Origin of the sequence: Tenacibaculum sp. M341, assembly GCF_004337695.1 — a bacterium.
Classification (GTDB): domain Bacteria; phylum Bacteroidota; class Bacteroidia; order Flavobacteriales; family Flavobacteriaceae; genus Polaribacter.
In genome coordinates this window covers 1-1,382 of the sequence record NZ_SJXJ01000050.1, presented here as the reverse complement: position 1 = coordinate 1,382, position 1,382 = coordinate 1, and the positions used below count along the sequence as shown (strand labels likewise).

General features: G+C 30.8%; 1 pseudogene. It reads left to right on the top strand.

The annotated features are described in order from the left end of the window. Window positions 1–40: 40 nt before the first annotated feature. Window positions 41–1,260, top strand: a pseudogene (locus EYW44_RS21865) (IS3 family transposase); the annotation flags it as partial. Window positions 1,261–1,382 lie beyond the last annotated feature (122 nt).

The window sequence follows — 1,382 nt, the reverse complement described above, 5'->3', positions numbered from 1 at the left end:
TGTCTCGTCCTGAAATAGCGTTACACAATTATGTAACATTATGAACGACAATATTTACCGTAAACGTACTCAGAAAGATTATACGATGAGTTTTAAACTTTCCGTTGTATCTGAAGTAGAAAAAGGCGAACTCACTTACAAACAGGCTCAACTTAAATATGGAATTCAAGGTCGCAGCACTGTTTTAGTATGGTTACGGAAATATGGTAACTTTGATTGGGATCATCAAACACCATCTACTATGCCAAAATCACCAGAACAAAAACTATTAGAATTAGAGCAAAAATTACGTCAATTAGAAAAGCAAAATAATCGTTTAAAAGCTCAAGCATCAGCAGCAGAGAAGAAAGCGATACTGTTTGACATGATGATTGATTTAGCAGAGAAAGAGTATAATATTCCTATCAGAAAAAACTCCAAAACCGAGTAATTGATATGTTTATTTTACAAAACAAAGAAAGTATTTCTTCTACCTGTAAATTACTCGGGTTTAGTAGACAGGTTTATTATAGGGCTAATTATAGAGTTAAGAAAGCTCAATCAACAGCCTATAAGGTTGTTGAATTGGTTAAGGGTGTAAGAATGGAACAGCCAAGAATTGGAACAAAAAAACTGTATTATATTCTTTCAGAAGAATTAGCTAGTTTAGGTGTTGGAAGAGATCGATTATTTGATATTTTACGTGCTAATAAACTATTGATAAAACGACAAAAGAGTTATCATATCACAACCAACTCTCATCATCGTTTTAGAAAACATGCGAATCTTATTGAAAATTTAGAAGTAACTAGACCAGAACAAGTATGGGTGGCAGATATCACCTATCTAGGAAATCGTAAAAACCCTATGTACCTATCATTAGTTACAGATGCATATTCTAAGAAAATTATCGGTTATCACTTGGATAAAACCTTAGAAGTAAGCTCAACTGTAGAAGCTTTGGACATGGCTATAAAAAATAGAATGTATCCAGACAAAAAGCTGATCCATCATTCAGATAGAGGCTTACAATATTGTAGTAACCTATATCAAGATATATTATCAAAACATAATATTAAATGTAGTATGACAGAGTCATACGATCCATATCAAAATGCAATAGCTGAACGTGTTAATGGAATTTTAAAACAAGAGTTCTTTATGAATACGACAAATCTAAACATTAAGATAATGAAAAAAATAGTAAAACAATCAATAGCTATTTATAACTCTAAAAGACCACATTGGTCATGTTTTTTCAAAACTCCTAATCAAACACATCTACAAAACAAATTGAAAATAAAATCATATCGAAAAAAAACATCATCTAAAGCTATAGCTTTAGATGATGTTTAATATATTTAATCAATAAATAACTGTAACGGTTATTTAGGACTAGTCAA